The sequence below is a fragment of the Pseudomonas sp. OF001 genome (genome assembly GCF_904426495.1).
GTDB lineage: Bacteria > Pseudomonadota > Gammaproteobacteria > Pseudomonadales > Pseudomonadaceae > Geopseudomonas.
This window is the reverse complement of sequence record NZ_CAJGBM010000030.1, coordinates 1-26,347: the sequence shown is the minus strand read 5'-3', so window position 1 is coordinate 26,347 and position 26,347 is coordinate 1. Positions and strand designations below refer to the sequence as shown.

General features: G+C 57.9%; 20 protein-coding genes and 1 pseudogene. 9 read left to right on the top strand and 12 right to left on the bottom strand.

Annotated elements, in window-relative coordinates; genetic code table 11:
• Window positions 1–349: 349 nt before the first annotated feature.
• The gene (locus RA210_RS15795; RefSeq protein ID WP_201487250.1) at window positions 350–1,324 is read right to left on the bottom strand and encodes an IS5 family transposase; all 975 of its coding nucleotides are present in this window, start codon (window positions 1,322–1,324) and stop codon (window positions 350–352) included.
• 146 nt (window positions 1,325–1,470) lie between these two features.
• Here RA210_RS15795 and RA210_RS15790 point away from each other — a divergent pair, with 146 nt between their 5' ends.
• From RA210_RS15790 to RA210_RS15775, 4 genes are read left to right on the top strand one after another with little or no spacing between them, the layout of a single operon-like run.
• Window positions 1,471–2,946 (top strand): site-specific integrase, encoded by a 1,476-nt coding sequence (locus tag RA210_RS15790; RefSeq protein ID WP_201487249.1) that lies wholly within the window; start codon window positions 1,471–1,473, stop codon window positions 2,944–2,946.
• Window positions 2,939–4,873: a hypothetical protein gene (locus RA210_RS15785; protein WP_201487248.1), complete on the top strand. Its 1,935-nt coding sequence runs from the start codon at window positions 2,939–2,941 to the stop codon at window positions 4,871–4,873. Before RA210_RS15790 ends, RA210_RS15785 begins: the two co-directional genes overlap by 8 nt.
• A complete protein-coding gene (locus tag RA210_RS15780) occupies window positions 4,870–6,918 on the top strand; it encodes an integrase (RefSeq protein WP_201487247.1) in 2,049 nt (682 codons plus the stop codon). The genes RA210_RS15785 and RA210_RS15780 overlap by 4 nt, the downstream gene beginning before the upstream one ends.
• A 2-nt stretch (window positions 6,919–6,920) precedes the next feature.
• A complete protein-coding gene (locus RA210_RS15775; protein ID WP_201487246.1) occupies window positions 6,921–7,349 on the top strand; it encodes a hypothetical protein in 429 nt (142 codons plus the stop codon).
• Between the two features lie 123 nt (window positions 7,350–7,472).
• Here RA210_RS15775 and RA210_RS15770 read toward each other — a convergent pair whose 3' ends face one another.
• Window positions 7,473–7,703 (bottom strand): helix-turn-helix domain-containing protein, encoded by a 231-nt coding sequence (locus tag RA210_RS15770; RefSeq protein WP_201487245.1) that lies wholly within the window; start codon window positions 7,701–7,703, stop codon window positions 7,473–7,475.
• Between the two features lie 17 nt (window positions 7,704–7,720).
• On the opposite strand from RA210_RS15770, the pseudogene RA210_RS15765 reads away from it, so the two are divergent.
• Window positions 7,721–8,512: pseudogene (locus RA210_RS15765) on the top strand (helix-turn-helix transcriptional regulator); the annotation flags it as partial.
• A 128-nt stretch (window positions 8,513–8,640) separates the two neighbouring features.
• Here RA210_RS15765 and RA210_RS15760 read toward each other — a convergent pair.
• On the bottom strand, window positions 8,641–9,291 hold the full coding sequence (locus RA210_RS15760; protein ID WP_036997704.1) for a TetR/AcrR family transcriptional regulator: 651 nt from the start codon (window positions 9,289–9,291) through the stop codon (window positions 8,641–8,643).
• A gap of 242 nt (window positions 9,292–9,533) precedes the next feature.
• Here RA210_RS15760 and RA210_RS15755 point away from each other — a divergent pair, with 242 nt between their 5' ends.
• The 4 genes from RA210_RS15755 to RA210_RS15740 all read left to right on the top strand — a co-directional run bounded on the left by RA210_RS15755 (window position 9,534) and on the right by RA210_RS15740 (window position 13,824).
• Window positions 9,534–10,517 carry a lipid A deacylase LpxR family protein gene (locus tag RA210_RS15755; RefSeq protein ID WP_201487244.1) on the top strand — a complete coding sequence of 328 codons (984 nt, stop codon included), beginning with the start codon at window positions 9,534–9,536 and terminating at the stop codon, window positions 10,515–10,517.
• A 55-nt stretch (window positions 10,518–10,572) separates the two neighbouring features.
• Window positions 10,573–10,743, top strand: coding sequence for a hypothetical protein (locus RA210_RS15750; RefSeq protein WP_003289009.1), 171 nt, complete (start codon window positions 10,573–10,575; stop codon window positions 10,741–10,743).
• A 121-nt stretch (window positions 10,744–10,864) separates the two neighbouring features.
• Window positions 10,865–12,835 carry an esterase/lipase family protein gene (locus RA210_RS15745; protein WP_236574780.1) on the top strand — a complete coding sequence of 657 codons (1,971 nt, stop codon included), beginning with the start codon at window positions 10,865–10,867 and terminating at the stop codon, window positions 12,833–12,835.
• Window positions 12,832–13,824, top strand: coding sequence for an Lnb N-terminal periplasmic domain-containing protein (locus RA210_RS15740; protein ID WP_003289013.1), 993 nt, complete (start codon window positions 12,832–12,834; stop codon window positions 13,822–13,824). Before RA210_RS15745 ends, RA210_RS15740 begins: the two co-directional genes overlap by 4 nt.
• 294 nt (window positions 13,825–14,118) lie before the next feature.
• Here RA210_RS15740 and arcC read toward each other — a convergent pair whose 3' ends face one another.
• The 9 genes from arcC to RA210_RS21850 all read right to left on the bottom strand — a co-directional run.
• Window positions 14,119–15,033 carry a carbamate kinase gene (gene arcC, locus RA210_RS15735; protein WP_201487243.1) on the bottom strand — a complete coding sequence of 305 codons (915 nt, stop codon included), beginning with the start codon at window positions 15,031–15,033 and terminating at the stop codon, window positions 14,119–14,121.
• 1 nt (window position 15,034) lies between these two features.
• Window positions 15,035–16,036 carry an ornithine carbamoyltransferase gene (locus RA210_RS15730; RefSeq protein ID WP_201487242.1) on the bottom strand — a complete coding sequence of 334 codons (1,002 nt, stop codon included), beginning with the start codon at window positions 16,034–16,036 and terminating at the stop codon, window positions 15,035–15,037.
• Between the two features lie 17 nt (window positions 16,037–16,053).
• Window positions 16,054–17,283, bottom strand: a complete 1,230-nt coding sequence (locus RA210_RS15725) for an arginine deiminase (protein ID WP_201487241.1) — start codon at window positions 17,281–17,283, stop codon at window positions 16,054–16,056.
• A gap of 25 nt (window positions 17,284–17,308) precedes the next feature.
• The gene (locus RA210_RS15720; protein ID WP_201487240.1) at window positions 17,309–18,754 is read right to left on the bottom strand and encodes a YfcC family protein; all 1,446 of its coding nucleotides are present in this window, start codon (window positions 18,752–18,754) and stop codon (window positions 17,309–17,311) included.
• Between the two features lie 444 nt (window positions 18,755–19,198).
• Window positions 19,199–20,329: an ABC transporter permease gene (locus tag RA210_RS15715; protein WP_088137969.1), complete on the bottom strand. Its 1,131-nt coding sequence runs from the start codon at window positions 20,327–20,329 to the stop codon at window positions 19,199–19,201.
• Between the two features lies 1 nt (window position 20,330).
• Window positions 20,331–23,099: a ribosome-associated ATPase/putative transporter RbbA gene (gene rbbA, locus RA210_RS15710; RefSeq protein WP_088137968.1), complete on the bottom strand. Its 2,769-nt coding sequence runs from the start codon at window positions 23,097–23,099 to the stop codon at window positions 20,331–20,333.
• A 3-nt stretch (window positions 23,100–23,102) separates the two neighbouring features.
• Window positions 23,103–24,182, bottom strand: a complete 1,080-nt coding sequence (locus RA210_RS15705) for an HlyD family secretion protein (RefSeq protein ID WP_201487239.1) — start codon at window positions 24,180–24,182, stop codon at window positions 23,103–23,105.
• A 14-nt stretch (window positions 24,183–24,196) separates the two neighbouring features.
• Window positions 24,197–25,684, bottom strand: coding sequence for an efflux transporter outer membrane subunit (locus tag RA210_RS15700; protein ID WP_201487238.1), 1,488 nt, complete (start codon window positions 25,682–25,684; stop codon window positions 24,197–24,199).
• 482 nt (window positions 25,685–26,166) lie between these two features.
• Window positions 26,167–26,347 (bottom strand): hypothetical protein (locus tag RA210_RS21850; protein ID WP_236574778.1); only part of this gene is annotated, 181 nt, incomplete at its 5' end.

Here is a 26,347-nt window from a genome sequence, read left to right as displayed (position 1 = left end):
GTCATGCTTGGCTTCAATAACTTCCGGATATCCGGGAGGGCTGGAGTCTCCTGATCCGGACCAGCGCTCGCGCCATGCTATCGACTTCGCCATCCCCGTCGGCGTCAGCGTGCCATCCTTGAATAGGCCTGCCATCTCGCGCTGGTGTTCCAGTTGGGTGGAGGATCTACCGATGTTGAACTCATGTATTCCATAAGTTGGATCCTTGGGTTGAATCCCTTAAGGAAGGTCTGAAATAGCCCTCACCATTCGCGACAGACCTGGTCGGCAGACCAAAATCGGGCTATTTCATCCCCCTTGGACTCAGTTTCCTGCCCCCGAAGGGCATTTGCCGGGGGCTTCCCCCGCATTACACGCGCACCTCTCCTGCAAGTAAGCGCTTTCGCATCATCCACAGATTCGACAGGGCGAACAGCGTGACCAACTGGGCCGTGTTCTTCGCCAGCCCGCGGAAACGTACTTTGGTGTAGCCAAACTGGCGCTTGATTACTCGGAATGGATGCTCGACCTTGGCCCGCGTCTGAGCCTTGGTCTTCTCGATCTGGCGAATCACACGCCCAAGCAGGCTGCGCTTGCCGAGCGACTTGTAGCTGCTGCGACGAGCGGCAACCGACCAGATAACCTTGCGGCCCGCGTTTTCGGAGCGCTTTTCGACACCGGTATAACCCGCATCAGCACAGACATATGTCTCTTCGCCGTGCAGCAGCTTGTCGACCTGCGTGACATCGGCCACGTTGGCCGCTGTGCCGATGACGCTGTGTACCAGCCCCGAGTCGTCGTCGACGCCGATGTGCGCCTTCATGCCGAAGTAGTACTGGTTGCCCTTCTTGGTCTGGTGCATCTCCGGATCACGCTTGCCATCCTTGTTCTTGGTCGAGCTGGGCGCATGGATGATGGTCGCGTCGACGATGCTGCCCTGGCGCAACAGCAGACCGCGCTCGCCCAGATAGCCATTGATGACTGCCAGGATCTGGCTGGCCAGTTCGTGCCTTTCCAGCAGACGGCGGAAGTTAAGAATGGTGGTTTCGTCCGGAATCCGATCCAGGTGCAGTCCGGCGAAATGGCGCAGGATCGTCACCTCGTAGAGGGCTTCCTCCATCGCCGGATCGCTGTAGCCAAACCAGTTCTGCATGAGGTGTACACGCAGCATGGCGGCCAGCGGATAGGCCGGGCGCCCACCTTCGCCCCTCGGGTAGTACGGCTCGATCAGCGCCATCAGCGCTTGCCACGGCACGACCTGATCCATCTCGATCAGGAAGCGCTCACGGCGGGTCTGTTTGCGCTTGCCGGCGTACTCGGCATCGGCGAAGGACAGCTGCTTCATGCAAGAGAGCTCCAGAGGGACTGGTGAGCTATTTCACCAGATCGGGAAGTGTTTTTCAGACCATCCTTAACAAAAGAAACATTGACGAAAAGTGATTGTAAACTGACGCCTAACATTTAGGATTGACTGATTAATCAGGGGGGCGAATGTCCTACAGCAATCCGCGTCACGAAGGTCGCTTGATTCTCATCCCAAATTTGCGGGATGCCTTCGCCATTCTGCACGTCAGTGAAGCGCCCAGCGGCTCGATTGAGTCGGCGCTTGAGGGGGCTGAGTGCAACCCGCTTTACAGGGTAGATGAAGTTGGTTCCAGGAATGACCGTGACCTGTTCAATTTCCCATTTTTGGTTTTTGCCAATGGCGACCCTTGGCACGAAGCGAACGACTACTTGCTGAGCCTCATGCGAGATAAGGCACCGGCAAGTAGACGCACAGATGACGTTCGGCGCCGAGCCAGCAAACTGCTGGATTACCTCCTGTTCTGTGAAGATAACAATCTGGATTGGCTCGACTTCTCCGGTGCTCGACCTCCGCTTCGGCCGACCTACAAATACTTCTATCATTTAATTAATGAAAGTAGTCGAAGCAATCAAGTCATCAATCAATATACCGCTGCTGTATATCATTTTTATAAGTACGTTTCCGAGCATTGGTATGACCTCGACATGAAGCGTGTCGATACTATTAAGCAAGTGCGTTTCATTGTGCAGAGCCCAAAAGGCATGAAAGTCATAGATGCTGAAAAGCGAAGCCAAACACGGCGCACACCGCCAAGTAGTTCAGTGCCATTGGGGTTCGTACGGGAAGACGGCGAGGATCTTCGACCGCTTTACAATCGTGAGTTTGGTGCTTTTTTGGGCGCCATCAGGAACGAAAAAGAATGGACTGCGCTTGAGAGGCTGATACTGCTGACTTCGCTAATGACGGGCGCCCGCAAGCAAACCGTTTTGACCATCCGCTTGAAGCATTTGAAGAACTTTACAGAGGATAAGTTGTTGCCGGAGGGTGCGTATAAACTGCATGCTGGCCCGCGCACAGGTATTGATACCAAGTTCGATAAACCGCAACAACTATATATTCCACAGCAGCTTGCCGAGGAGCTGGTCACACTTTCCAGAAGCCCAATGATGAAGAAGCGGCGTCAAAAATTTCGTGCTCGGATGGAAACTGAGCATCCCGGCCTGACAATCAATGAAGACGATATGTATTTGTTTCTCTCCGATCAGGGGAACTGTTACTACATGGCCAAGAGTGATCCGCGTTATACCATTGTCAAGTCGCCGCAATCAGGCCAGGTAACAGAAACGATTAAAAAAAAGCTAGTACAAAAAATCTCTGGAGAATTTCCAAAGGATTTTTCGTATCACTGGCTGCGGGCGACTTACGCTTTCCAGCTATACCAGCGATTGCAGGTGCTGGTGGAGAAAGGACTGATGCAGTCGGGAGAGGTAATTGACTTTGTTCAGAGACGGCTGCACCACGACTTCAGGGAAACCACAGAGAATTATCTTAAACTGTTCAAAATGACGCATCAAAAGGTCGTGGCTCAAGAGATATGGGAAAGTAAACTGTTTAGTAATGGTGGCTACAGCGTATTGAAGCTAGAGATGCAAGATGAATAGCCGGCAAGGATTCGAGCATCGCGCTAATATGCAAGTTATTATGCTGAGTGAAGTCGCTCAAGAATTTTCCGAACCTGAGCGTTTACGTTTGCAAATTTCTGCGAGGGTGATGAAGAAACCGCTGGATATTGGCAGTTGGGCATATTCCGTTCGGGGTAAGAATGGAAGCGTCAATGATGATCGCGGCACGCCAGTGGTGAGGGAGTCCTTTGTTGAAAGCCGTCGCGAATTTATTGTAAGGGTTCTGAATTCCTTCGTCGGCCAGCGTGATACGACTGTTCTCGTTAGATTTAGGTTGCTCGAATATTTTATTGACTGGCTAAACTTAAATGGCTATCGCGAAGTCTTTGTCAGTGAAACCGATGCCCAGAGAGCGTATCGAGACTATACCTCGCATCTTAATCGTCAAATCGCCCATCAGCGCTGGAAGACTGCTAGCGCTGTCAATGCTCAGTCTCAAGTCGCCACTATTATTGGGCTGCTCTATCCAGAAAGCAGTCACTATATTCTCGCTGGTGCGGTCAGTATAAGAAGAGAAAGAGGGTCTGCGGCAGCCAGTCCAGCCCATGTTGATTTGTACCGGGACGTTTGTTTGGCCATTGCCCAACAACTCAGCGACTTCGTCCTGAACAACATGCCATATCCATGGGTTGTAAAAATCAGGGATTATGAGGTTGTACTGTTTCCATCGCGTGTCGGGGCCGTTGGCCCATTCAAGGAATCTCCCCTTTCATATCATGCAGGTGAGCGACGCATTGCGACGACCGAAGAATACTATGCGGCCTGTGACAGATTGGCTCGGAAAAGACCCTTCAAATCGGAGGTAGCGCTTACTTTAGAGAGCACACGGGCTAATTTACAGGCAGCTAACGAAGATTCGCGCCACTGGCACCGGCTTAATGCCGCGGGTCTCGCCGCGAAATCCTATGCAGCACTTTTTTTGATGATTACAGGGGCCACGCCGACTGAGTTTGCACAGTTTAGTTATTCGGATGCGCTGGAGGTTGAGAAATCCCCGATTAGGAAAGAATTGTCGGCTGTGAAGTTTCGGGCGGGCGGGAAGTCGACCATTTATAACATTGGGCGGGACACGGGTTTGCCGCTATTGAAGCAATACCTCAAGCTTCGAGAGTGGATTCTAGATGGTGTAAAACATGAGTATCTGTTCTTTACGATGCCTGAGTTTAATCAATTGAGAAGTTCAAAAAGAGTTTTTTCCGAGCTTCATGTAACTCAGGCCATCACAACTCTCCATCGCTCCATCAGCGGGGTCTTTCTCGACCCGAAGGTGCCGAGACTGTCGCCACGCAAAATGCGCAAATACAAGAGCAATGGAATGCATACCGCTGGCCTGTCACCGTCAGACGTTGCGGTATCCTTGAATCACACCGAGGCGGTGAATCTTTCGACCTATGCGGATGCGACACCTGAGCAGTTGGAAGCCGAGTTCGGCCAGTTTTGGCAGGCCATTCGCCATGCCGCCCATGTCGTGCGCGAGCGCAGCCAGGCGGCCATGGGAGCTGATATTGCAACAGCGGCGGGGCATTGTGACGGGTTCAACCAGCCGATCCCTGTAGACGATTTTGGTACTGTTGCAATCGAGCCGAATTGCCGCACCCAATACGGCTGCTTGTACTGCGAGCACTATATCTGTCACAGCGATGAGGAAGATATACACAAACTTCTGAGTTTACAGTATGTGATCAATGCGGTGCGTAAATCCGCGTCCGATGCTACACATGTTGAGGCATTGTATAAAGAGTTGTCTATTCGAATTGAGTTCATCCTTGATGTGCTTGGCGAGCGTTCCGATGTGGTGAAACATTTGGTCGAAGCGATCAGAGTCAAGGTACTTAAATACGGTGAACTTACTGCGTTCTGGGAAGCCCGCTTGAGCCGTTATGAAAAAATGGGGGTGATATTTTGAATGCGGTTGTCCAGTCGGTCGGCAGTCTGTTCTCCAGGAGTCAGTTTCCGACCGGCAGCGGGCCAGATAATGCCTCGCAGCGCTATGGTAAGCCCGATCCTGATTTCGTGCTCTGCCGCGATGAAAGTGGCAATGCCACAGCAGTATATGGTGAAGCAGTATGGGACTTTAACCCATATCGACTGAGTGCAAAAAAAGTTAATCGAATAGTCTTTGATACGGTGTTCGACGAAAGCGGCCAGGCGCAGCAAGCGTTGATGGAGGAATCCAAGTATATGCTGTATTGCCTAATTTATTTTGCCGGTGGCGGGCGACTCGGTACGCTTAGTGTGTCCACGCTCAACCAGTATTGGTTAGTACTGCGTCGCGCCATGCAGTTTTGCATTGAGCAGAAGCATAAGCCGCTGGTTGGCACGCTGTCCTTGCAGCAACTATTTACCATTCCAGTTTATCTGGCAGCGTTTATACGTGAAAAAGTTTTTGATCGGGTAGTTCTTGCAGGGGTACTGCGAGGCTTGGCTAGGGTTGGTGAAGAACGGTTGGGCTATGTCGTAGTTAATCCAAATAAATTTGATCTGAAGAGGCCGGATAGTAACCAGCATCCCGTAATTCCGACGCGAATCTATTTAAACCTAATTAATCTCGCCGGTGATTTGCTCGATCAGTTATATGAGGGTGTCGGGCGCCTCGAGTCATTTATAGGGTGCTTTGGTGATGAGTATTATGGTATTTCTTATTCAGTGCAGCGGAATCTTGGGCTTGGCGGCAGAGCGAATTATCGGCCCAATATTACGCAAGCGCTCAAGGATCACCGTTTGACTTCGGTATTTTCTGGTGAGTTTGCCTTTGCGCACAAGCGAAGCCTTCAAACTGCCTTGCTTCAGATGCAGTATGTAGTAAAGACGGTAATCCATCTTTATACCGGAATGCGCGATCAAGAAGTGCTGCGAATGTCGTATAACTGTCTTTCCAATCAAATCGTTAGGCAAGCTCTTGTCGATGAGCAAGGCGTTGAGCGTGATAAGCCGCAGGCGGTAAATGTTCTTTCGACTACCACCAAGTTTACCGGATACAAGAAAGAGGGGGCATGGTTTGCACCTGCGGAAGTCGTCAAGGCAGTTGAGGTGGCCCAAGCGATTTGTCGTGGTCTAGCCAAGTTCTACAAAATCGAGCTTAACGATTGTTGCCCGCTGTTTCTGAATCCGTCCATCGTGGGGATGACGCGAAAGAGTGCCGAGGTTGGCGTGGCAAACTTTGATATTCACCGTACAAAAAACAGTGCTTTGCGAGCGATGCCGATTCAGTCGGAGGACTTGCAAGAGCTGGCGCAGAGCGATCCCACGCGGGATTTCTATAATGATCCTGAGTTTTTAGTCGGCCAGTCATGGTCGCTTACTAGCCATCAGTTTAGGCGCTCGCTGGCCTTTTACGGTAGTAGCAGTGGGTTTCTCTCGTTGCCGACGCTACGCACGCAGTTTAAGCACATGACGATTGAAATGTCCCGCTATTATGCGAATAACTACGAGAAGCTTCGCACCATTTTTGGCTACTACGATGAGAAGAAGAAAGACTTTGTGTTGCCAAGCAATCACTTCGCCTTCGAGTACCAGATGGCCATACCCATGTCGGTGGCGAACCAGTTGATTGCTGATCTTCTGATGAATGATGAACCGCTGTTCGGTGGCACTGGCTCTTACATGGAGAAGCAGAAAGAGCGAGTCAAGGCGGGCGAGATTCATATTGAAGATATGCGTTCTGAAACCGAGCAGCGGGTTAAAAATGGTGCAATTAGCTACCGCCCGACGCTGCTGGGTGGCTGTACCAAGGTTGGCCGCTGCGATTCCTTTCTGTTGGGTGACTACACCGAGTGTTTGTCCTGCGAGGGTGCGATCATCAAGCCCACCAAGCTAAATGCGGCCATTGAGGATGCGAAAAATGAGTTGTCAAACTACGCAGAGGACTCAGGCGAATATCAAATTGTGGCGGGCGATATTGAGCGCCTAATGGTTTTCAAGGCTCGCCTTGTCGACACGGTGGAGCTTTAGGCATGAAGTCTGGTGACGGAGTAAGTAAAGGGATTGGCGCCTGTGAGGAAGCTTTGCAGCGTCTTCTGGATGGGGAGCCTTTTGTGCCGGCGCATGTAGGGCTAGACCTATCCAAACTTACCGCGAGCATCGTCAGTCTTGAGGCTGGATTTGACCGTGGTTACCTGAAAAAGTCTCGCAAAGCACATTTGCCGATACTCGCAAAGATCGAGGCTTGTCGTGCTGAGGCTAACAAGGGTAATGGCTCATCAAATGATAAAAGCATTAAACGTTTAGAAGATAAAGTTGTGCTTTTAGAAAAAGAGCTGGCGATGGTCAGTTCGCAGCGTGATCGAGTGCTTACACAGAACCTTCAGCTATGGGCGCGCGTGAGAGAGCTGGAACTAGCTGAGCGTCAGAACAAGTCGCGCCAGGTTCGGCTGCATAATTGATAGACTTACGCTTCCCCCCACAGCATCACAAGCGTTGTGCAAAGTGCTAGCTAGGAGTCTGGGTAATGTGACCAGCGACAAACAGCATTCTCAATCTCAAGCCGTCTTGAGCCCCTCGGTCGATCAGGTGGGCTGCAGCTCTGACATCTGAGGCAGTAGGCCGCATGGATCGCATGCAAGCACGCTTGCGATGCGATACAGCTTCTCGACGGTGATGTTGACCTCGCCACGTTCTATTCGCCCTACGTAACTGCGGTCGATATTGCACGCCAGCGCCAGTGCATCCTGGGAAATCCGGCAGGCCTTCCTCTGCACTCGGATGCGTTCCCCTAACGCTTTCGCCAACTTGTCCATGACCGTCTCAATTTAACTTGAGGCGGCACTATCGTGAACGCATTACGCCCGAGGAAGTGGGGCTTCCGTCGGGCGGCAGGCGACGTACGCCGGGACTTCGACGTGAGGAGGTCGCGGCTCTGGCTGGGGTGGGTTTGTCCTGGTACACCTGGCTCGAGCAGGGGCGGGAGATCGGCGTTTCGGCAGCATTTCTCGAGAATCTCTCTAGGACGCTCAAACTGGATGCGACAGAGCGTCGCCATCTGTTTCTATTGGCCCACCAGCGATTGCCACCGGAGCCTGGTAAAACTTGGTGCGTGGTGCCGCCGCTGATTCACAGATTGATAGCCGATCTGCCGATGCGCCCAGCGTATGTTTTGAACCTGCGCTGGGGCGTACTCGCCTGGAATGCGGCGGCCGACAGGGTGTTCGGCTTCTCTAGTTTTCCAGTCGAGCGCCGCAATCTGCTCTGGCTGCTGTTCACCGCACCTACAATTCGGACCCTGTTTGATCCTTGGGACGATCAGGCACTGCAGATCCTTTCAAGTTTCCGCCGCGACTTCGTCAGGGCGCCGCTCGATCCGGACATCGGCACGCTGGTCACGGATCTGGAAAAAGTCGATACGGAATTCAGGACCTGGTGGCGTCAGCACGACATCCACGGTCCTTGCCAGGGCGTACGGCACTTGCGAATCCCGGACATTGGGCTGGTAGTGTTCGACCATACGTCTCTTACAATCGATGTCGACCGCGATCTACGTCTGGTTTATTACGCGGCGAGGGAAGGGCCAGCCGCAAGCCGGCTATTTGAACAATGGCTGACCGACGAGGTCGGCGTCACCAGCATGGGGAATGAGCCGCTCACCAATGACCGTGGCCCGCGAGCGCCCGAGGTGCCAGGAGACCCGTCCGCGCTATCTGCGGCGTCTTCCTCTGCTGGTGAGATGGTGCTCTCGCTTCAGTCCCCAAGCGCATTGAGATAGCCAATCAGGGCGCGCGGAATCTCCTGTAGCCAGATCCGCTCCAGGCTTTCGTCCGTCTCTGGAGCCGAATGGAACATCCCGGATGGTATGGATAACAGAACCGCACTATAGGCGCGCAAATCTTCGGCACTTGCGTCGGGCAACCTCATGTGGAGAACCTTTTCGTAGATGGAACGCACTGCGGCGCGAAGCGCTGGCGAATGAAGCTGCCGATCGCCTAGGGTCGGGCTGAGCAGCAACTGGATATCCCGGTGACGAGCAATGTATTCAAGAAAGGGAACGATGAGCCGTTCCACCATCTGCGCTGTAGAAAGGCGCTTCCAGACGTGATCGTCGATCTGCTCCAGTCGCTTGGTGATGGTACACAGCGCGTCGGTGTGACGCTGATTGAGGGCGGCGAGGACGCTCTGTTTGTCTGGAAAGAAGTGATAAAGCGAGCCAATGGAGGTGCCCGCCTCCTTGGCAAGACGATGCATGGTAAGGCCCGCTTCGCCGTCACGCTGCAACACTCTCGCGCAGGCATCCAGAATGGCGGTGACACGCTCGTGCCCGCGATCCTGTAGTGGTTTGCGTGGCGTCCGGCCAGCTTTCGATGGACGCGTGAGGGGCGGTATTTCTGTGGTCATGCTCTGAATGCTAGCGGAAGACGCTGAGGTGTGCAGCATTACTAGACATAATATTCTAGTTTGTTAGCATGCCAAACTTTACGACTAGATCGATTCGCATGACCCAGTCTCCGTATTTGAAGCCCAACCTGAATTGGGAGCCTCCTGAACCGTCCGTCCAGGCCCGGTTCGCTGTCGACTCCGGTGTACCGCAATCCGGTCAGGCTCGCTTACGCAGTCGTCACTGTGCTGGTGGATCATTAATGAAATATCGCACCCAGTTCCGCTCAGGACTGCTGACCCTGCTGTTGGTCGCTTGCGCTGCGGCGGAAGCCGATACGCTGTCGATCAAAGCGGAAAACGACATCATCTCCTCGGGAAGCGATGGTCATTACAGCAACGGGCTTGAAGTGATCTGGGGCTTCGAGCCTGAACAGAATCACTGGACTCGTAGTATTGCTGATCTCATCCCAGGGTGGTCGGAGAGCGCGGTGGACAACGTCGCCTACCGTTTCGGCCACCAGATATATACCCCCGAGGAAATCGAAAACCATGGACTGATAGGGGACGATCGCCCATATGCCGGGCTGATGTTCGCGGGGGTTTCGCTGTTTTCTGGCGTTCAGCATGAGGGCTGGCGTTCGGCCGAAGAACTGCACTTGGACGTCGGTATCGTCGGCCCGGCAGCAGGCGGCAAGCGGCTGCAGCGCGCCGTGCACAAGGTCACCGGAAGCGACGAGCCCAATGGCTGGGAGCATCAGCTGGATAACGAAGCCTTTGTCAATCTCGCCTACCAGCACCGCTGGTGGCTGCAGGAGCGTATAGGCGGGCTGGAACTGGAGTACGGCCCTAGCCTCGGCTTCTCGCTCGGAAATTTGTACACCTATGCATCTGCGAGCGTGGGGGCGAGGCTCGGACAGAACCTGCAGCGCAGCTTCAGCATTCCTTCGGTTACGCCAGGGCAAAGCGGTAGCCAGTACTTCCGCCCGGGTAGCGGGTTTGGGTGGTACGGCTTTGCCAATCTCGAGGGCCGCTATATGGCGCAGAACATGCTACTTGACGGCAACACCTTTGAGGACAGTCATTCGGTGGATCGCCGCGACCAGGTCGGCGATGCCAAGCTTGGCATCGCACTGACGTGGAGCCGCTGGCAACTGGCATTCGCCAGCGTCTGGCGCACTCGCGAGTTCAATGGGCAGCAGGAACACGACCATTTCGGTTCGATCACGCTCTCGACTTGGTTGTAATTCATATGCGAGGTGTACCCACCCAAGTAAACCGCCCCATTAGGAAGAATTGGTAATGGACGAATTGAACGTGATGCTTTTCATTTTGCTGGTGGCGTTTCTGACGATGACGGTCGGGTTTGCCGCGCGCGAAAGGGATTGGGGGGCTGCATTGATCGGGTTGGGCATCGTCGGTGTGATGTCGGTGCTGGGATACAAGATGTACATCACCTTTGGCGGAGCGTGAGAGCACCGTGTCTTTGGCGAATAAACCAATTCGGTGTTCCGGCGCGAGTCTCTCAGACTGCATTGAGGTATCCGTGCTCCGGTTGGACGCTTCCTCGGCCAAATTTTCGAAGACGCTTAGCTTGAATGTTCAACTAGTTCTGCTTTGCGGGCGGCGTTATGCCGGGACGTTGTGGCAGGGGGCATTTCTCCTGCTTCTGCTCCTGATGCTGGGCGGCTGCGCCGGGGTCAAGGTATCCGCCCTTGAAACCAGGGACTACATGTCCCTGCGCCGCGGGGATGTGCTGAGCACGGGGCGACTCAGCACTTCGGTGGGTGCCGCGCTGCAGGTGGTTGGTATCGACCGGGACGAATGTACGGCAGCCGCTGAAGTCTGCCTTCGAACGCTGGGCAAGTCGAAGGCTTTAGGTGACGAGCAGCGCCTGTCGGTATTGGCCGAGCTCTGGCTGCAGGAGGCGTTGCGGTTGGATCGATTGGACCATAGTGATGCACAGACCGACGCCATGCTGGATGCGTATCTGGAAAGTGCCCGGCACGCCTACGCTTATCTATTCATGACCGAGCGCACATTGGGGCAGAGGGCCTTGGACGACCGCCAGACCCAGGTTCGCGATTATTACAATTTCTCTGTGCAACAGGCGTTGACCGGACTGTTTGAGCGTTATCGGGGCAATCCGCCGGAGACTGGCGAAGGCAAGGGCGTCTTCGTGATGCAGAACGGTCGTTGGCAGATTCAGGGTACGGTTGGCGATGTTCGCCTAGCCGGCGGCCGAGACCTGCCGAAGGCGTTGATACCGGCTGCTTCTCTTTCATTCAAGGGCTTACGAAACCAGTATCGACGCGACGGTCTGGGGGCCGAATTGGTCGCGATGACAGACCGCCGGGTCGTGACGAAGGACAGCGCGGAACTGGCCTGGAGCGAGACGCCGTTTCCCGCCGTCACCGCGGTGGTGAGTTTTCCGGGGACAACCCTGGACGAGGTTCTGAGCACGCAAAAGGTACATATCGTCGGTTACGACCCTTTTCGCCAGAATAGCATCTCGCTAGCCGGGCGCGAGATCCCACTGGCGGGCAGCTTCACATCTGGCTACGGGCTCTGGCTGGCCCGTTCGGGATTTGCTACCCAGTCGTTGCTGACCTTGGTGGGCAGGGGCGAGGTACTGGAAAAGCCGCATGTCTATCTGATGCAGCCCTATGATCCGAATCGCCGAATCATTGTCATGCTCCATGGCCTGGCCAGCAGTCCGGAAGCCTGGATCAATGTCGCCAACGAGGTGTTGGGTGACGAAACCTTGCGGCAGCACTACCAAATCTGGCAGGTGTATTACCCGACCAACGCGCCGTTGGCATTCAACAACAAAGCGATCCGTACGGCCATTGAACAGACCCTTGAGCACTTCGATCCGAGCGGAACGGCCCAGGCCTCTCGGGATATGGTGGTGATTGGGCACAGCATGGGTGGGGTGCTGTCGCGGCTGATGCTGTCGTCTTCCGGGGATCGACTGTGGGACGCCCTGCTGGAGAGGTATCCGCTCCATGGGCGCAGGCTCGAGCGGGTGCAGAAGGAGGTCGGCCCCTATGTGAGGTTTGAGCCCTTGCCCGACGTCAGCCGTGCGATTTTCGTCGCGGCGCCTCACCGCGGCACGCCTTTCGCCGAGAACCGCATTTCGCGCTGGGCTGCGGGCCTGGTCAAGCTGCCGGTCTCGGTGCTCGGGCGGATCACAGACGTCGCGCAGTTACTGGTCGTCCCGGATTCGGCCGATGCCGAGGTGCTGACCCGGCCAGTCAACAGCATCGATAACCTCAGCAGCAACGATCCTTTCGTCAGGCTGAGTGCTGAGCTGCCCATCTCGCCTATGGTCCGCTACCACTCGATCATCGGCAACTACACCCCCGCGCTGTCACTGCTGGATTCCAGCGATGGTGTGGTGCCGTATTCCAGCTCTCATCTGGCTGGGGCGGAGTCGGAAATCGTAATTCCTTTCGGCCATAGTGTGCAGGAGACTCCCGAAGCCATCATGGAAATTCGCCGCATCCTGCACGTTCATCTACAGCAGGCAGACGGCGACCGGTTCGCAAGACCGGCGCCATGACCTGGCGTTTTTATCCGCGGATACTGGCTTCGCTAGCAATGCTGCTGGCTACAGCCTGGGGCGCCATGGCGTTGTGGTACCAGTTGCCGATGACCGCAGCGGGCAAGAGCGCGTCGATTGCTCTGTGGTGCCTCCTTGCCTCGACGCTGCTCATCGCGCTCTGGCGGCTGCGGCCCTGGATAGCGATCTGCGGCTATCTGTCCCTGTTTGCGCTATTGCAGGTCTGGTGGAGCTCCTTGGAACCCTCGAACCATCGGGTCTGGACCGACGATCTGATAAAAATGACCTACGGGCGTGCGGACGGCAGTCAGGTAACCTTGCACAACGTGCGCAATTTCGACTGGCGTAGCGACGAGGACTATGATGCTCGCTGGGAAACACGCCGCTATGATCTGGACCGGCTGGCCTCGATCGATCTGGCGACTTCCTACTGGGGCATGCCGGCGATCGCACACGTACTGGTGTCATTCGGTTTCGATGACGGCCGGTTCCTTGTGTTCACCGTGGAGATCCGTAAGGAGCGCGGCGAACGCTATTCCGAGATCGGTGGGTTCTTCAAGCAGTTCGAGCTCAGTATCGTGGCTACGGACGAGAGGGATGCGCTGCGGGTGCGCACAAACGTCCGCGGCGAGGATGTCTATCTCTACCGGGTGAATATGCCTCCGGACGCAATGCGCGAGCTGTTCCTGTCCTATCTCGAACAGGCCAACCAATTGAACAAAACAGCGCGGTTCTACAATACCGTTACTGCCAACTGCACCACTATCGTCTTCGATATGATGCGGCAAATAGTCAGCGGATTGCCGTTTGATTACAGACTGCTGCTCACAGGCTATCTACCCGGATATCTCCAGGATGTCGGCGGTTTGGAGCAGAGTTTCAGCCTACAGGAGTTGCGCCAGCGGGGACGAATAACCGAACGGGCTCGGCGGGCAGGTGACGATACGGACTTTTCCCGGTTGATCCGCGAGGGTGTGCCTGGGTGGTGAGGTGCGGCCAGCATTCGTTGCGCACCAGAGCCTAACCTCTGTGCTAGACCTGCCGGTGCCCCTAAGCCAAGAAAATGCCGGCTTCGTCGAGGGACCTTACATTGGCTAAGCGCCACCGCTCGAGTTGAAGGTATTCGTCGATGACGATTCTGTTGACGCTTGACGACGACCCGGATCGCAATTGATTCCCTGAGCGCGCTGCTGAGGGAATCCCTGCTTCTTCAGCGCGTCAGGGAATGGCCGGAGAATGAAGGCAAATCGCCCTCGCTCAGTTTCTACTCGAATATCTTATTTTCAGTTTAAACGTCCCCGGATTCTAGTGCCGGCGCTGCCCTGTAAAATACCTACCGCATCTTCCAATCTGCCGATGCCGCTGAATCCTCCGAATTCGGCAAAGTCGGCTGCAGCGGCCAGTTTGGGCCCCATGGAACCGGCAGGCAGATCGAGTGCACACCCCTCCTCCACGCTCAGGTTGCTGATCGCCGCTGCGCTGTCTTTGCCGAAATCCCGATAGATCGCATCGACATCGGTCAGCAGCAGCAGGGCATCGGCTTGGAGTTGTCGCGCCAGCAGGGCGCTGGCCGCGTCCTTATCAATGACCGCTTCAATACCTATCGTACTACCGTCTTCGCGGCGGAGTATGGGGATGCCCCCGCCGCCTGCGCAGATCACCACCACGCCCTGCTCCAACAGCAACTTGATCACCTGCAGGTCGGGGATCTCAAGCGGCCTGGGGGACGGCACCACTCTGCGCCATTTGTCGCCATCCTGGGCGATATGCCAGCCGGCTGCCTGGGCTCGGGATTGAGCCTCGGCCCGCTCATACACGGGCCCGATGAATTTGGTCGGGTTGTCGAACGCTGGGTCGTGCTGATCCACCACCACCTGGGTCAGCAAGGTGGCCACCGGCCGGTCGTGATTCAGCGCATTCTCCAGTTCCTGTTCGATGACGTAGCCGATCATGCCTTCGGTTTCCGCCCCCAGCACATCCAGGGGATAGGCTTCGTCCGGCTTGTAGGCGGCACCCTGCAATGCCAGCAGACCCACCTGGGGGCCGTTGCCATGGGTAATGACCAAGTCATGGCCAGCCTGCACAATAGCCGCCAGGCCTTGGGCGGCGACCCGCACATTGGCGCGCTGGGTACGCGCGGTCAAAGGCTCACCACGCTTTAAGAGGGCGTTGCCGCCCAGGGCTGCGACTATCAGCATGTCAGGCTCCCAGGGTGGCGACTAGGACCGCCTTGATGGTGTGCATCCGGTTTTCCGCCTGATCGAAGACGATTGAGGCGGCGCTTTCGAAGACCTCATCGGTGACTTCCATGGCATCGATGCCAAACTTCTGCTGTATCTCCTTGCCGATGGTGGTCTCGGTGTTGTGGAAGGCCGGGAGGCAATGCATGAAACGCACCTGCGGGTTGCCGGTTTTTTCCATCAGTGCGGTATTGACCTGATAGGGCAGCAGCAGCTTGATGCGCTCCGCCCATTTTTCGTCGGGCTCGCCCATCGACACCCAGACATCGGTATAAACGAAATCGACACCGGCGACCGCCTTGTCGATATCGTCGGTGATGGTAATTCGGGCACCAGTGGTGCTGGCGATCCGCTGGGCTTCCTGCTGGATATCATCGTGCGGCCAGCAGACCTCTGGTGCACACAGACGTACATCCATGCCCATTTTGGCGCCACCAATCAGCAGGCTGTCGCCCATGTTGTTGGCGGCATCGCCGATGAAGACATAGGACACCTCACGCAATGGCTTTTCCACGTGTTCCTGCATGGTTAGAAAGTCGGCCAGGATCTGCGTGGGGTGGAACTCATTCGTCAAGCCGTTGTAGACCGGCACGCCAGCATGCTCGGCCAGCTCCTCGACCACGGCCTGGCCGAAGCCACGGTATTCAATGGCATCATAAACTCGCCCCAGCACCCGGGCGGTGTCCTTGACCGATTCCTTATGACCAATATGGGTGCCGGTCGGCCCGAGATAGGTGACTTTGGCACCTTGATCAAAGGCCGCGACCTCGAAGCCCACCCGGGTGCGGGTGGAGTCCTTTTCGAATATCAGGGCGATTTCCTTGCCACACAGTTTCGGCACTTCGGTGCCGGCATACTTGGCCGCTTTCAGGTCGGCTGCCAGCTTGAGCAGAAAACCAATTTCGCGCGGGCTGAAATCTCGCAACGTAAGGAAGTGTCGGCTTTTCAGATTAAAGGCCATTGGATGCTCCTTGAAATTCAGATTGCGTCGCGTATGGTCGGGCAGCTCATGCAGCGTCCACCGCCGCGCCCCCTACCAAGCTCTGCGCCGGGGACTTTCAGCACTTCGACTCCGGCCGCTTCCAGAGCGGCGTTGGTGTCGTCATTACGGTCATAGGCAATGACCACCCCCGGACTCAGGGCCAACACGTTGTTGCCATCATTCCACTGCTCGCGTTCACGTTCGGCGGGTGTATCACCACCGGTGGGAATCACGGTTAGGGATTCATAGCCGAGCACCTCCGCGACCACGTCGAACATGGGGCGTGGGTCCTGGCTGAACGTCAGGTGTTTGCCGCCCGTGCCGGGCCGCAGGTCGTAACAGATCATTTGATCGGCTACTTCCTTGAAGGCGGTAACGACATTACCGCCGCAGAAGGTGAACACCGTATCCAGGTGCATGGCCGCTCGGCTTTTGGGAATCTGACAGGCCACCACGCGACTCACTGTCCCGCGTTCGAACAGGGCGTTGGCCATCTGCCCGATCGCCTGGGGGGATGAGCGCTCGCCCATGCCGACCAGCACGGTGTCATTACCGACTGGCATGATGTCCCCGCCTTCCAGGGTCGCCAGCGCGTGATCCTTGAGCGGATCGCCCCAAAGCACTTCGACCTTGCCGGAAAACTTTGGGTGAAACCGGTAGATTGCCGCCGTCAGCAGCGTTTCCGGCTTGCGTGCGGCCCAATACATGGGGTTAAGGGTGACGCCACCGTAGATCCAGGCACTGTTGTCGCGGGTAAACAGGAAGTTTGGCAACGGCGGCAGCACAAAGCCATAAGGCCCGAGGTGGTTGCCGAACAAACCGCTCGGATCGAAAGGCAGATCGCTTACCTGCAACCCACCGATCAGAAACTCTGCCAGGGTCTGCCCCGGCAGTTCATCCATCCAGGCCCGCAAGTCAGACACCATACCGACGCCAATATGATTCCAGCTGATCCGGTGATCCAGAAGCCAGCGTCGTGCTTCGGCGATATCGAGGGTCTCGGCCAACAGTTCATTGACGTCCAGCACCTCAACCCCACGGGCACGCATCAGGTTGGCGAACACGTCATGGTCCTTTTGCGCCTGCTTGACCCAGAACACATCATCAAACAACAGGGCGTCACAATTGCTGGGCGTCAGCCTGCGATGGGCAAGGCCAGGTCGGCAAACAATGACCTGTCGCAGGACGCCTGTCTCGGAATGAACGCCAAGAGTATGTTCAGTCATGTGCAAAGCCTCTTCAATCAGGGAGTTACAGGAAGACACCGATGCTGATCACCAGCGTGATGAACACGGTCAGGATCGCCAGCAAGGGCCAGATGAATACCAGCCAGCGGTCATAGGAAACTCGGCCTATGGCCAGGCCGCCGATCACCACCGCGAAGGTCGGGTTGATCAGGTTCACCAGGCCGTTGGCCGACTGATAGGCAGTCACGACCAGGTCGCGGCTGACATTTGCAAAGTCCGCCAGGGGGGCAAGAATGGGCATCGACAGTACGGCAAGGCCGGATGAAGAAGGCACCAGGAAGCTCATGCCCGTTTCGATCCAGAAGATCAGGTTGATGAAACCCAGTTCCGACATGTCGCCCAGGCTCATTTCAGCGCTGTGCAGAATCGTGTCGGCAATCATGCCCTGCTCCATGATGACCACGATGCCTCGCGCCAAGCCAACGACCAGAGCCACGCCAAGCAGATCCCGGGCGCCATCGACGAAGCTGCCGGTCAACCTCTTCTCACCCAGACGGGCAACAACGCCCACGACGATGGCAGCCCCAAGAAACAGTGCGCCCATCTTGTCCATCCACCAGCCCTGGGAGGAAACACCCCAGATCATGACGCCGAAGGTCAAGGTGAAGATAAACAGAACCAGTTTTTGGGTCAGGCTCAGCTTGACGTCGTCCAGATCATCATGGCCTTGTAGAAATAACTTTCGGTGGGCATCGCGCTGTTTGGCTACGACCGAACGCGAAGGGTCGGCCTTGACCCGTTTGGCATAGCGCATCACGTAGGCGGCACAGATCACCAACCCGCCGACCAATAGCACCAGGCGCAATACCAGTCCGTCGGTAAAAGGAATTTGCCCCGCGTTGGAAGCAATGACTGTGGCAAAGGGATTGATGGTCGAGCCCAGGACCCCAATGCCTGCGCCGATCAGGATCACGGCAACCCCGGTCACGGCATCGTAGCCGGCGGCGATGATGATCGGGATCAGAATGGCATAGAACGCCAGGGTTTCTTCCGCCATGCCATACGTCGTGCCGCCCAGGGCGAACAGGGTCATCAGGATCGGGATCATCCAGATCTCCCGGCCCTCCAGTCGCTGCATTACGCTGCGGATGCCGGTATCGATCGCGCCAGTGGCATTTACCACCCCCAGAAAACCACCGAGAAACAGTATGAACAGCGCCACATCCACGGCGTTGGCGGCATAGCTGTCCGGGTCATAGAAACCCGCAGTGGGCGCGAGCATGACATCCATAAAGCCCTGGGGGCTGGACTCGACCGTCTGGTAAGTACCCGGCACCGCCACTTCACGACCGATCTCGTCATTCATGACCCGCTCATACTGTCCGGCGGGAATGACCCAGCTCAGCGCAGCGATCAGGACGATTAGCAAAAGTAGGATGGTGTAAGCCGTTGGGAAACGGCTTGTCAGATCCTCATCCAGGTTCTGCGCGCAAGCTTTTTCTTCAGCCATGTTGCCTTTCCTCTTCGTGAGCCTGACTGCGATTTGAAGCGAGTGGTACATCGATCTGCCGGCAAGCCGGTATGACTCAACGGTAGACAGGCACAAAACAACCGTTCAGTCGTTTGTTTCTAAAAGTGCTTTAAACTGCCTGGAGTTGACGTGGATCAATCAGCAAAGGCAAAAATGCCCGGACAACATTCAGGACACATTCAGGTTGCCGTGGACACGGCCAAGGGGCAGGCGTCAGGTCGGCGCTCGAATCAGAGTCGATGCCAGTGCGGGAGCAAACACCGATACCGCAGATGTGGGCGCGGCAATATGCGCTGCCATGACGCCAGAGAAGGTCGTTCCATTTCCAATTATCGATCAGCTATTGGACAGCTCACCGGACCAGCACCTGCTCCGCTCGATATCGACATGATGACCTTTGTCCGCATGCATGCAGCGAGTCGATCAGGCCATCTGGCCGATGGTTTTGCGAAAGCGTGCCAATGACAGGAAAAACAGCACCGTGCCGATCAGGGCCAGCGCCAGGAACGGCTGCCACACGGTCTCCAGGCCCGCGTCCCGGTAAAGGATGGCCTGGCTCAGTTCCACGAAATGGGTGGTGGGTGCGATCAGCATGATGTTCTGCACGATCTCGGGCATGCTTTCGCGGGGCGTGTCGCCGCCGGATAGCATCTGGAGCGGCATGATGGTCAGCATCATCAGCATGCCGAACTGCGGCATGTTGCGCGCCAGCGTGGCGATGAATATGCCCATGGAGGTGGTGGCGAACAGGCTGAGGGCCGCGCCGGCGAAGAACAACACAATGGAGCCCTCGATGGGCACGCCCAGGATGCCGCGCACCATGAGGTTGAGGGACAGGAAGGAGGCGATCAGCACGACCAGGGCCATCGACCAGACCTTGGAGAGCATGATCTGCGCGGGTGTAACCGGCATCACCAGCAGGTGCTCGATGGTGCCGTGCTCGCGCTCCCGGATCAGCGCTGCGCCGGTCAGGATGATGGACAACAGCGTGATGTGGTTGATGATCTGCACCACCGAGCCGAACCAGGCCTTGTCCAGTGCCGGGTTGAAGCGTGCGCGCAATGCCAGATCCACGGGTGGCGCGTCGGTGCCGCGGTAACGCTTGACGAACTCATTGACTTCGCCGGTGAAGATCTGCTGGATATAGCCACTGCCGGTGAAGGCCTGGCTCATGCGGGTGGCGTCGACATTGAGCTGCACGGCAGGCGATCGCCCCGCCAGCACGTCGCGCTGGAAGTTGGGCGGAATGACCAGAGCGAAGGTGTACAGCCCCGCGTCCATGCCCGGGTCCACGTCCCCATAGTCGATCATGGCCGGTGGCGTGAACTGCGGGGGGTAGAAGGCCGAGGCAACCCGCTGGGACAGCGCCGAATTATCCTCGTCGACGATGGCGATGGGCGCGTTGTGCAGCGTCTCCGGCATGGACGTGGCCTTGGTGTAGACCGACGCGGTGAACACATAGACGATGAGCACAAGCATCATCGGATCGCGCCAAAGACTCCACAGCTCCTTGACACCAAGGTCGTAGATGTTGGCCAGGTTTCTTCTGCGCATCTCAACGCTCCTGCTTCTTGAGTAGCAAAACAGCCACGCCGAGAATGACCGGAACCGAAATGAGCATCGACCACAGCGGCCCCGTCAGGTCGGCCAGGCCGAGTGATTTGTTGAACACGCCACGGCTGATGGAGATCATGTGCGTGGCGGGGTAGATCTCGCCGATGAACTTGCTGGAGCCTTCAAGCGAGGACACGGGATCCCTCAGGCCGGCGAACTGGGTGGCCGGAATGATGGTGCCGATCATGGCAAAGAACATGGCGGCGATCTGGCTGCGCGTGACGGCCGAGGCCAGCAGCCCCATGCCTGTCGCGGCGAAGGAGAAGATCAGCGCGGCCAGCGACAGGGTGAAGAAGCTGCCCGTGACCGGCACACCGAAGACGGTGACCGCGAGCAGGCTCATCAGCAGGAAGTTCACCATGGCCAGACCGACATAGGGCAGTTGCTTGCCAAGCAGGAACTCGATGCGCGTGACCGGCGTCACGTACAGATTGGTAATCGAGCCTGTCTCCTTCTCGCGCACCACCGCCAGCGCGGTCAGCATCGCCGGCAGCATGAGCAGCAACAGGGGAATCACCCCCGGCACCATGGCCGGCAGGCTCTTGACATCGGGGTTGTAGCGAAAGCGTGTCTCGACGCTCGCATTTCCTGCGGCGCTGGCACCGCTGCGTTCGCTGGCCTGTACGAGCAGCCAGTGCTGGTGCATGCCCTGAACGTAGCCCTGGACGGTTTCCGCGCGTTGCGGCATGGCGCCGTCGATCCAGGCACCTATCTGCACGTTCTGGCCTCGCAACACATCGCGAGAGAAGCCAGGGGGGATCTCAATGGCCAGCGACAGTTCGCCGTTGCGCATGCGTCGATCAAGGTCCTCGTAGTCGATGATCGGCGCGTGCTCGGTGAAGTAGCGCGATCCGGCCAAGTTCAGCGTGTAGTTCTGGCTAAGCGTGGTCTGGTCGCGATCGAGCACCGCATAGCTCAGGTCCTCGACGTCCATGGTGATGCCGAAGCCGATCACGAACATCAGCAGCAGCGAACCGCCCAGCGCCAGCGTGGCGCGTACCGGGTCCCGCTGCAATTCCAGCGTCTCGCGCCACAGATAGCTGAACATTCGCTGCAGACTGAAACCGCCAGAGCCGTGCCCGCCGTGTTCAGCGGGCGCCGCCGATGGTTGCTCCTCGTGATCGGCGGCCCCGGGCTGGCTGGCCGGCGCCGCCGTGCCGCCCTCGGCTTCGACGAGGTAGCCGATGAAGGCCTCTTCAAGGGTTTTGGCGCCGCGCTTCTCGACCAGTCTGGCGGGCACGTCGCTGTCGAGCACCTTGCCCGCATGCATCATCGACATGCGGTCGCAGCGCTCTGCCTCGTTCATGAAGTGGGTGGAAATGAAGACCGTCACCCGGTCACGCCGCGAAAGCTCGATGAGCAGTCGCCAGAACGCATCGCGCGCCACCGGGTCGACGCCCGAAGTCGGTTCGTCCAGAATCAGCAGTTCTGGCTTGTGCACCATGGCGACCGCCAGCGACAGGCGTTGGCGTATGCCCAGAGGCAGACTGGCCGGCAGGCTGTCGATGACGTCCACCAGCCCGAAGCGCTCCACCATCTCATCGACGCGAGCAGGAATGTCCTCCGGGGACACACTGAAGAGCTTGGCGTGCAACTCCAGGTTCTGGCGTACCGTGATTTCGCTGTAGAGCGAGAACGCTTGGGACATGTAGCCGACGCGGCGGCGGGTGCCCAGATCATGCGGGTTCACTTCATGGCCGAACAGCCAGGCCCGACCCTCGCTCGCCGGCAACAGGCCGGTAAGCATCTTCATCGTCGTGGACTTGCCGCACCCGTTGGAGCCGAGGAAGCCGAAGATTTCACCGCGCCGGATGCGGAAGGACACGCTATCGACGGCAACGAAGTCGCCAAAGCGCATGGTCAGCCCCTCGGCCTCGATGGCGATATCGTCCGCGCCGCCATCCGACAAGGGGGGAATGACTACCGCTTGGTGTCCGCGCTTTTTCTCTTCCGGGAGCAGGCGGATGAATGCCTCTTCCAGGTTCGGGCTGCCTGTTCTTGCCAGCAATTCCTTCGGCGTGCCGGTGGCGAGGACCTTGCCGTCGTCGATGGCGGCCAGCCAGTCGAAGCGCTGGGCCTCATCCATGTAGGCCGTGGCCACAATCACGCTCATGCCGGGGCGATCGGCGCGGATACGGTCAATCAGATCCCAGAACTGCGCGCGCGCCAGCGGGTCCACGCCAGTCGTCGGCTCATCGAGAATCAGAAAATCCGGGTCATGAATCAGCGCGCAGCACAGGCCGAGTTTTTGCTTCATGCCCCCGGACAGCTTGCCTGCCGGGCGCTCCAGGAATTTGAACAGGCCAGTGGCCTGGGTGAGCTCATCGATCCGCTGGCGGCGCTCTGCGGCGCCATGACCGAACAGGCGCGCGAAGAACTGCAGATTCTCCTCGACCGAGAGCGTCGGATACAGGTTTTTGCCCAGTCCCTGCGGCATGTAGGCGATGCGCGGGCACACTTTATTGCGATGGGCCTTGCTGGCCATGTCGCCACCCAGCACCTCGACCGTGCCCTCCTGGATGATGCGCACACCCGCCAGCAATGAGAGCAGACTGGATTTGCCCACGCCGTCGGGGCCGATCAGGCCGACCATCCGTCCGGCGGGAATGTCCAGATCGATGCCATCCAGGGCGATGACGTCGCCGTAACGCAAGCGCACCTGACGGACGCTTGCAACGGTCGTGGGCTGCGCACTCGCACTGTGGCTCATACCTTACTCCGGCACGCGAACGGAGAGGTTTTGAGGCCACTCGGCATTGGCGTCGAGTTTGATCCAGGCCACGCCGGGCAACCCGGTCTTGACCTGATTGAGGTGCTCACGCAGCAACTCCTGCGAAATCTGCGCGCGCACGCGAAACATCAGTTTCTGCCGCTCGCTGGCGGTTTCGACCGTTTTGGGGGTGAACTGCGCCGCGCTGGCGACGAAGGAAACAGTGGCTGGTATCACATACTCCGGCGCGGCATCCAGAATGATGCGGACCTCGGAACCCAGCGCGACGCGGCCGGCCACGGTCTCGGGCAGGAAGAAGGTGATGTAGACGTCCGACAGGTCGATAAGATTCAGGACGCGTCCGCCCGATCCCAGCACCTCGCCGGGTTGCGCCACCCGCACCTGCACCCGACCGTCACGCGGCGAGCGCAGTTCGCTGTCGCGGATGTCGGCTTCGATGCGAATGATGCTGGCCGTGGCGGCGGTCACGCTGGAGCGGGCGCCGACCAGTTGTGCTTTGGCTGCCTCGACTGCGGCGCGGGCAGCGGCAGTCTGCGCTCTGCTGGCCGCGAGCGTTGCCTGTGCGCCCCGTACGCGCGCCCGGTCATCGTCCAGCTCCTGTATCGAGGCGGCGCCCTCTCGGGACAGTGTCTCCGAACGTGCCAGACGCCGCTGTGCGGCGTCGAGCTCCGACTCGCGCTGACCGACGAGTGCCTGCGCCGCAGCAACGTCGGCTTCGCGCAATGCGACCTGTGCCTGCGCTGCGGTCACCGCGTGCTCGACCTGTTGACGCATGGCGAAGGCTTCGTCGCGCTGCGCCTCAAGCGTTTCTAGTTGCATCCTGGCCAATGGCTGGCCAGCTGTGACGAAATCGCCTTCACGTACCAGGATGTCTTCGATACGTCCGGGAAGCTTGGTAGCGATGTCGATTTCGGTGGCTTCGATTCGGCCGTTACCGCTGACAAAGCCTTCGCCGGGTCCGCTGTCGGCAAACTTCGTCCAGCCCCACCAGGCCAGCGCGACGACAGCCGCTGCAGCGGCAACGACCAGGAGTTTTTTCTTGAGAGAGGGTGAGAAGGTCATGGGTTCGGCGTGCCTTAGCGGGTTGATGGGATGGAGGCGGGAGTCGAGGTTGCACCGTCTACCTCGTTGGATGCGGCGAGGGTGCCGCCGCCGAGCGCGGCATACAGCGCTACCTGGCTGGACAGCAGCGCGCGGCGCGCCTGTACCATTTGTTGCTGGGCACCCAGCAGATCGCGTTGGGCGTCCAGCACCTCTAGGAAAGCAGCCGAGCCGTTGTCATAGCGCAATTGGGCCAGCCGTGCGCGTTCGCTTTGCGTTTCAAGGTTGTCTCCCTGGATCGTCAACTGTTCAGCCAACCAGTACTTGGCGCTCAGGGCATCAGCTACCTCGCGAAAGGCTGTTTGAATGGTCTTCTCGTATCCGGCCACGGCGATATCGCGACGCACTTCGCTCAGTTCCAGGTTGGCGCGCCGCCGGCCGCCATCGAAGATGGGCAGCGACAACGTGGGCATGAAGGTCCAGGCACGACTACCTGAATCGAACAGGCCATCGAGATCGCTGCTGGCCGTGCCGAAGCTGCCGGTCAGCGCGATGCGCGGTAGGAACGCTGCACGGGCCGCCCCGATGTTGGCATCGCCAGCACGCAACTGGTGTTCCGCGGAAATGATGTCCGGACGACTGACCAGCAGCTCCGAGGGCAAACCAGCCCGAAGTTCGGCCAGCACCGTCGTTTCATCGAAGGGTGCCTTAGCGGGCAGCGGGCCAGGATCGGCGCCCACCAGCAGCGCCAACGCGTGCAGTTGCGTGGCGCGAGCTTGCTCAAGCTGGGTCAGCAGCGCCTGAGCCTGGTTCAGGAGGGTCTGGACTTGGGTGAGATCCAGCGTCGAGGTCGAGCCGACTTCGACACGACGCCGGAAAATGCGATAGGACTCCTCGCGGGTTGTCACGGTTTGCCGCGCGATAGCCACGCGCTCGTCGATCTCGCGCAAGCCAAGATAACCGTCCGCCACCTGGGCGATCAACGCTAGGTGGACAGCCCGGCGCGCTGCATCGGTAGCCAGCCAGGTTTGCAGGGCGGCGTCTTCCAGATTACGCACTCGGCCCCACAGATCCAACTCCCAAGTGCTTAAACCCACCTCAGCCCGATACTCGCCACCCACCTGCGATCTGCCCGACATGTTCAGATCGCCAGGGACGCGGGCGCGTCCACCCTGGGCACCCACGCCCACGGCAGGAAATCGATCCGAGCGCTGAATGCGGAATGCGGCGCTGGCTTCCTCGACACGCAGCGCGGCCAGGCGCAGATCGCGGTTGTTCTCCAGCGCAGTCTCGATAAGGCGTTGCAGCAAGGGATCCGTGAAGTACGCCTGCCAGGCCAGTTCTCCCGCATGGGCGCCGTCTGTGCTCGAATCAATATGACTAGGCCAAACCTCGGGTGCTGGCAGCGGTGGCGTATTAGGAGTGGGAGCGAGCGACATGCAGCCGGTTAGTGCGACGGCGCTCAGTGCAAGCGAGGCAGTGCGCAATCTGAGCTCAGGAAACAAGAGAGAAGCTGGAGGCATGGTCACGTTCCGTACGGGTATCGGGCCTAATGGGGTCTGGTTGTAGAGCGGTAGGCGTCCATGTGCAGCGACGTGCTGGTGGCGGCGCTCGCTTTGGAACCGATGAGCGCGCATGCAGTAATTCGGCACTTCGATGATCTGCCGCAATCGAGCGGGGCCTTGATGGCTGTGCGCACCTCGTATTACGCCTGTCGACACCAACGTTCAGAACACGGTGCAGAAGAGGTTTGTTGGTGTTCGATTCGCCGAAGGGCCAGTGCAGCCTATTGCTTGGCATGTGCGTTCACCCTTGCACTGGGTATGTGGCTCACGCCCGCCATCAGCTTTCTTTCTCGCAAGTTGATAAAACCCACGGCATCTCCGTTAATCGTGTATGCATCCGGGTCTTAGCGGCTGGTCGACGAGGTGTTCTTTCGGTCGTATTCCTTATCATTATAGTTTTTTTTAAAACAAACGACCAGGCGGTTGTTTCTAGCAGTGCGTTAAAATTCGGTTCTTCGCGGGATCGTGGGGAGGAGCGGATTGACAGACAGGGAAGCAGGTAAATTGGCAGTCGCCAAACACACCAACGCCTGCCCCCTGCTGTCACCGTGCATCCTATTGATCTTGCTGCTTTCTGGCCAGGCTACGACGTTGTAGCCTGCAGCCATTCCGTCGAAAAAA

Excerpts from the sequence above, each read along its gene's own strand:
- RA210_RS15750 (WP_003289009.1), top strand. The coding sequence starts at position 10,573 with ATGGACGAATTGAACGTGATGCTTTTCATTTTGCTGGTGGCGTTTCTG.
- RA210_RS15775 (WP_201487246.1), top strand. The coding sequence starts at position 6,921 with ATGAAGTCTGGTGACGGAGTAAGTAAAGGGATTGGCGCCTGTGAGGAA.
- RA210_RS15725 (WP_201487241.1), bottom strand. The coding sequence starts at position 17,283 with ATGACTGAACATACTCTTGGCGTTCATTCCGAGACAGGCGTCCTGCGA.
- RA210_RS15760 (WP_036997704.1), bottom strand. The coding sequence starts at position 9,291 with ATGACCACAGAAATACCGCCCCTCACGCGTCCATCGAAAGCTGGCCGG.
- RA210_RS15785 (WP_201487248.1), top strand. The coding sequence starts at position 2,939 with ATGAATAGCCGGCAAGGATTCGAGCATCGCGCTAATATGCAAGTTATT.
- RA210_RS15730 (WP_201487242.1), bottom strand. The coding sequence starts at position 16,036 with ATGGCCTTTAATCTGAAAAGCCGACACTTCCTTACGTTGCGAGATTTC.
- RA210_RS15755 (WP_201487244.1), top strand. The coding sequence starts at position 9,534 with ATGAAATATCGCACCCAGTTCCGCTCAGGACTGCTGACCCTGCTGTTG.
- arcC (WP_201487243.1), bottom strand. The coding sequence starts at position 15,033 with ATGCTGATAGTCGCAGCCCTGGGCGGCAACGCCCTCTTAAAGCGTGGT.
- RA210_RS15700 (WP_201487238.1), bottom strand. The coding sequence starts at position 25,684 with ATGCCTCCAGCTTCTCTCTTGTTTCCTGAGCTCAGATTGCGCACTGCC.
- RA210_RS15795 (WP_201487250.1), bottom strand. The coding sequence starts at position 1,324 with ATGAAGCAGCTGTCCTTCGCCGATGCCGAGTACGCCGGCAAGCGCAAA.
- RA210_RS15705 (WP_201487239.1), bottom strand. The coding sequence starts at position 24,182 with ATGACCTTCTCACCCTCTCTCAAGAAAAAACTCCTGGTCGTTGCCGCT.
- RA210_RS15715 (WP_088137969.1), bottom strand. The coding sequence starts at position 20,329 with ATGCGCAGAAGAAACCTGGCCAACATCTACGACCTTGGTGTCAAGGAG.
- rbbA (WP_088137968.1), bottom strand. The coding sequence starts at position 23,099 with ATGAGCCACAGTGCGAGTGCGCAGCCCACGACCGTTGCAAGCGTCCGT.
- RA210_RS15740 (WP_003289013.1), top strand. The coding sequence starts at position 12,832 with ATGACCTGGCGTTTTTATCCGCGGATACTGGCTTCGCTAGCAATGCTG.
- RA210_RS15790 (WP_201487249.1), top strand. The coding sequence starts at position 1,471 with ATGTCCTACAGCAATCCGCGTCACGAAGGTCGCTTGATTCTCATCCCA.
- RA210_RS15720 (WP_201487240.1), bottom strand. The coding sequence starts at position 18,754 with ATGGCTGAAGAAAAAGCTTGCGCGCAGAACCTGGATGAGGATCTGACA.
- RA210_RS15770 (WP_201487245.1), bottom strand. The coding sequence starts at position 7,703 with ATGGACAAGTTGGCGAAAGCGTTAGGGGAACGCATCCGAGTGCAGAGG.